General features: G+C 27.1%; 4 protein-coding genes. All 4 read left to right on the forward strand.

The genetic code is table 11. The annotated features are described in order from the left end of the window. The first annotated feature begins 174 nt into the window (after positions 1-174). The 4 genes from HGP29_RS27765 to HGP29_RS27780 all read left to right on the forward strand — a co-directional run bounded on the left by HGP29_RS27765 (position 175) and on the right by HGP29_RS27780 (position 3812). A complete protein-coding gene (locus HGP29_RS27765) occupies positions 175-909 on the forward strand; it encodes a hypothetical protein (RefSeq protein WP_211093439.1) in 735 nt (244 codons plus the stop codon). Positions 910-1115: 206 nt separating this feature from the next. Further along, complete coding sequence (locus HGP29_RS27770) at positions 1116-1862, forward strand: hypothetical protein (protein WP_168885737.1); 747 nt, start codon at positions 1116-1118, stop codon at positions 1860-1862. A 670-nt stretch (positions 1863-2532) separates the two neighbouring features. Continuing rightward, positions 2533-3147 carry an RDD family protein gene (locus tag HGP29_RS27775; protein ID WP_168885738.1) on the forward strand — a complete coding sequence of 205 codons (615 nt, stop codon included), beginning with the start codon at positions 2533-2535 and terminating at the stop codon, positions 3145-3147. Between the two features lie 137 nt (positions 3148-3284). Next, the gene (locus tag HGP29_RS27780; protein WP_168885739.1) at positions 3285-3812 is read left to right on the forward strand and encodes a toxin-antitoxin system YwqK family antitoxin; all 528 of its coding nucleotides are present in this window, start codon (positions 3285-3287) and stop codon (positions 3810-3812) included. Positions 3813-4044 lie beyond the last annotated feature (232 nt).

A 4044-nucleotide genomic window follows, 5' to 3' on the forward strand; every position in this document is an offset into this window, starting at 1 on the left:
TGAACTAAAAAATAATTAAACAGGCTATAACACAAGCTAAAAAGGCAAGTTTCGGGCGACGCGCCCTCGCTCGCAGTTTAGCAATTTCGTTAGGTACAATAAAAGTGTAACAAGCAAACTAAAAGAATTAGACTAATGAGTAATATTTCTATAAGATCTTTTAATTTTTTGATATTGATCATACTCCTGTTCAATTGGAGTACTAGTTTTGCTCAATCCTTTAATCCATTCAAACAAACAGACGGATTTAATTGGTTAGCTCCAAAACTAGATGATTTCACCAAGAAGTTATTTGAAGATGAAATGGTTTTTAATAATGAAAATTATCATCCATATTATATAAATAACGATACACTCATTGATCTAATTTATGAAGGTGGTTACTTTCAACCAAGCTTAGAAGGTAATCAAGTAATTCTGTATTTGAACAATGGCGATTCTCTCGAACATTTAATTAGCTTAAGTGGTAAAATAACGAATATAAAAGAATTAGATTTAGGCATAGGTAAAGAAGTAATTATCTTGGATGAGTCTTGTTGTGCAGATCCAATCTTTAATATCACTTATTTATATTTAATCAATTCTTCAGACAATATAGAGATTGTAAAATCAGATAGAATTAAATACAATTATGAGAATGGATTATTACCAGAAAATACTCGTCTAAATCAAAAATTTATAGTTACAAAGTCAACATATAATTTAAGAACAATACCTTCTTTAGATGACTCTGAAATAATGATGGAATATCAAGAAGGTGACAAAGGAATTGCGATAGACTCAAAAGTAGATAAAACTGGAAGAGTTTGGTGGTTTGTTATAATGGATTGCACAATTGGTTGTACAGAAAGTGAAAACCCTAAATTAGCAGGCTGGATGAGTAGTAAATACCTTAAAAAAATTAATTAGTAAAGTACCTAACAACAGCTATACATCAAGTCTCGGCCGACACGTCCTCGCTCGCTGCATAGCAAATTCGTTGTACATTATATGCATATTAACTACCACTACTAATAATTGAAATGTCAACCTTATTAATATCTTTTCTCTTCTTAATAATACTTATTTTAGTAGTATCAATTTATGGGATCTTCAAGAAGAATAACTTGTCCCCAATGAAAAATAGATTCCTATTAACCTTATTCTCTAGTAGTAGTGTTTTAATATTGCTATTTAGTAGAGTAATAATATTTAATTTCTTGCCTGATTTAAGGTTTTATTCTCAATATTTATTTTATGTATCAAGCATATTATTAATAGCTTTCTGTTTAGTTATGATAATATCTATTCCTTTAAAAAAAGAAAATAAAATTTATAATTCTGCGGACTCATTATTATTATTTATACCTGTAGTTCTATTCTTCTTGTTAGAGTTTTATCATTTCAAAAATACCGTACCTAAACAAAGTATTGATAAAATCTCATCATTATTAAAAAGTGCGAATATTGATATTAGTAATTTTAATCAAGACTCTTCTTTTATTAAAGTATATGACATTTTACATAAAATAGAAAATGATATTCTTTTAAGGAGTGGAGGTAGGTATATTAAAAATGATGCTATCGTACATGGAAATGACATACAAATCCCAAATGAAATAATTATGTCAAGAAACTTTCAAAACCTAGAATCACAAATTGGTCAATTGCATAATTCCTTTGACAATAATGCTAATAAAGAGTATCTATTGAATTTGAAAACAACATTCTTAAATAGTGAAATAATAAAAGATAATACTGTAGTAGAGCTTATTACAAGATTAAAAGTATTTGAACTACAACTTAAAAACTTAGAATTACAAAAATACAATGTACAACAACAGCTAAACACCAAGTCTCGGGTGACGCACCCTCGCTCGTAGTTTAGCCATTACGTTGTACTCAATTAAGCAAAGTAATCTTTTCAATTATTAATTGAATTTTAATCAAGCAAACTAAATAATATTATTTTGAGCAAATTAAAAAAAGTACTAATTTTTTTTACATTAAGTATAAGTCTTGTATTCTTTACCTTAGGGAAAAGTTATTTTACTTATGAATTAATGAATATTCAATTTAAAGATGTATATGTAGACATTCCGAAATATCTGTTATCAATAATCTTGTTTTGTAATGTATTCATCCTATTAACCATTAGTTACTATATTATCAAAAATGCAATTAATAGTTATTTAATCATTCTATATAGTACTTTATCAAGTTATATAATTGGAAAAATCATCATATTAAAAAAGGAATATTCTATTCTTGAATCCTTAACAATTAATTATAACTTAAATACTGATATAATTAATTCTACAGATAAATCACTTCAATTGCTTGGGGAAATTTTAAATTTAGAAATAGCTCTCTTGGTATTTAGTCTTCTATGTTGTTGTTGGTATTGGTTTAATAATTATAAAATGCAAAAAAGTTTTTCAAAATAAAAAGAGTACAACACCAGCTAAAACAGCAAGTCTCGGCCGACGCGTCCTCGCTCGCAGTTTAGCCATCACGTTACCTACTATTATTTCTAACACTCACGAATTAATTATGAAAAAAAAGATATTTGAATATACAGAAGATAAATATCATACTAGATATAGAAGAGATGAATATGGAAATAGAGAACAATATGAAGAATGTTATGAATATCCAGTAAAAATAAAAACTATCTCAAACGTTAAAAGATATCTACATAATTTTATAGATTATGGTCTTTTTACCTTGATAATGACATTAATAAGTCTACCATACTTTTTCTTTTATGAAGAACAAAGGTTAATTGAAGAGTATGGTGTTAGGGATACATTAATTGAAAACTTATTCATTGTTTTTAAGCATAGTCTATTTATTTATTATTTTATTGGCTATCCTATATTATTTAGTATTACGGAAATTGTTATTGGAAAAACGTTATCTCAATATTTTTTTTCTACACATTTAATTAATGAGTATTTAGACACTCCATCAAATAAATCAATAATTCTGAGAAATCTTATCAAGATTGTTTCCTTAGAACGATTTTTTCCAAATACAGATAATTCAGGATATCATTGGTATGAAAAATACTCTAACACATACCTTGTAGACGAAGAGGAAATAAAACGTTTAACTGAAATTGTTGATGAGAATGTAGAAAATCTTGAAACAAATATTAAACAGTAGGTAACACTAGCTAAAACTACATGTGTCGGGTGACTCACCCTCACACGTAGTTTAGCATTTTCGTTGGGCACAATAGTATAGTTCTAAGTTTAGAAGAGCTTCTTAAGTTATAGAGAATTATCAGAAACTAAATGAGTATGAAAAGTACTATTCTTGTAATAAGTTTTTTATTGGTTTGTCTAAACTTATTTGGACAAAATGAAATATCAATCAAAATAAATGATTTAGAAGGAAAACCTATAGAGCAAGCTATCATATTTTATGATGGTATTAAATTTACTTCTGATAAAAATGGTTCTTTAACGATAAAATATAGAGTAGGTGTAGATTCAATCTTAGTAAGAAAAAAGGTTGGTTATTCAGACACATTAAAAGTTCTCGATGGAAGAAGTACTGAACAAATTGTTTTAATCGAAGAAACAAAACTTTTCGACAACTTTGGGAAATTAGTTTTAAAAGAATACTATCCAAACGGACAACTTAAATGCAGGGAGAAGTTTAAAGATTCAAAAAAGATAGGAAAATGGGTGTATTACTATGAAAATGGATCAATTAAATTGTTTGGTAGATATAAAGATGGTAAAAGAGAAGGTTTTTGGAATTACACAGACAAAAATAATGTAGTAAATAAATTACTTTATAAAGAAGGTGTATATATCATGTAATAATAACCCAAAAATTTGAAATAATTATTTATTAGTTAAAGGTTAAATTTTATGAATTAAGAAGTTAACTTGAAAAGAAATAATTAAAATTCACAGTGCCCAACACCAGCTAAAACAGCAAGTCTCTGCCGACACGTCCTCGCTCGCAGTTTAGCAAATTCGTTATAGCCTATTACAAATAAACTTCACTTAATTAATGAGATTTTTAATAGCATATTTTTTCTTATTTCTA

Origin of the sequence: Flammeovirga agarivorans (assembly GCF_012641475.1) — a bacterium.
Classification (GTDB): Bacteria; Bacteroidota; Bacteroidia; order Cytophagales; family Flammeovirgaceae; genus Flammeovirga; species Flammeovirga agarivorans.

Coding starts and splice junctions, on each gene's coding strand:
- HGP29_RS27780 (WP_168885739.1), top strand. CDS start 3,285: ATGAAAAGTACTATTCTTGTAATAAGTTTTTTATTGGTTTGTCTAAAC.
- HGP29_RS27770 (WP_168885737.1), top strand. CDS start 1,116: ATGAAAAATAGATTCCTATTAACCTTATTCTCTAGTAGTAGTGTTTTA.
- HGP29_RS27775 (WP_168885738.1), top strand. CDS start 2,533: ATGAAAAAAAAGATATTTGAATATACAGAAGATAAATATCATACTAGA.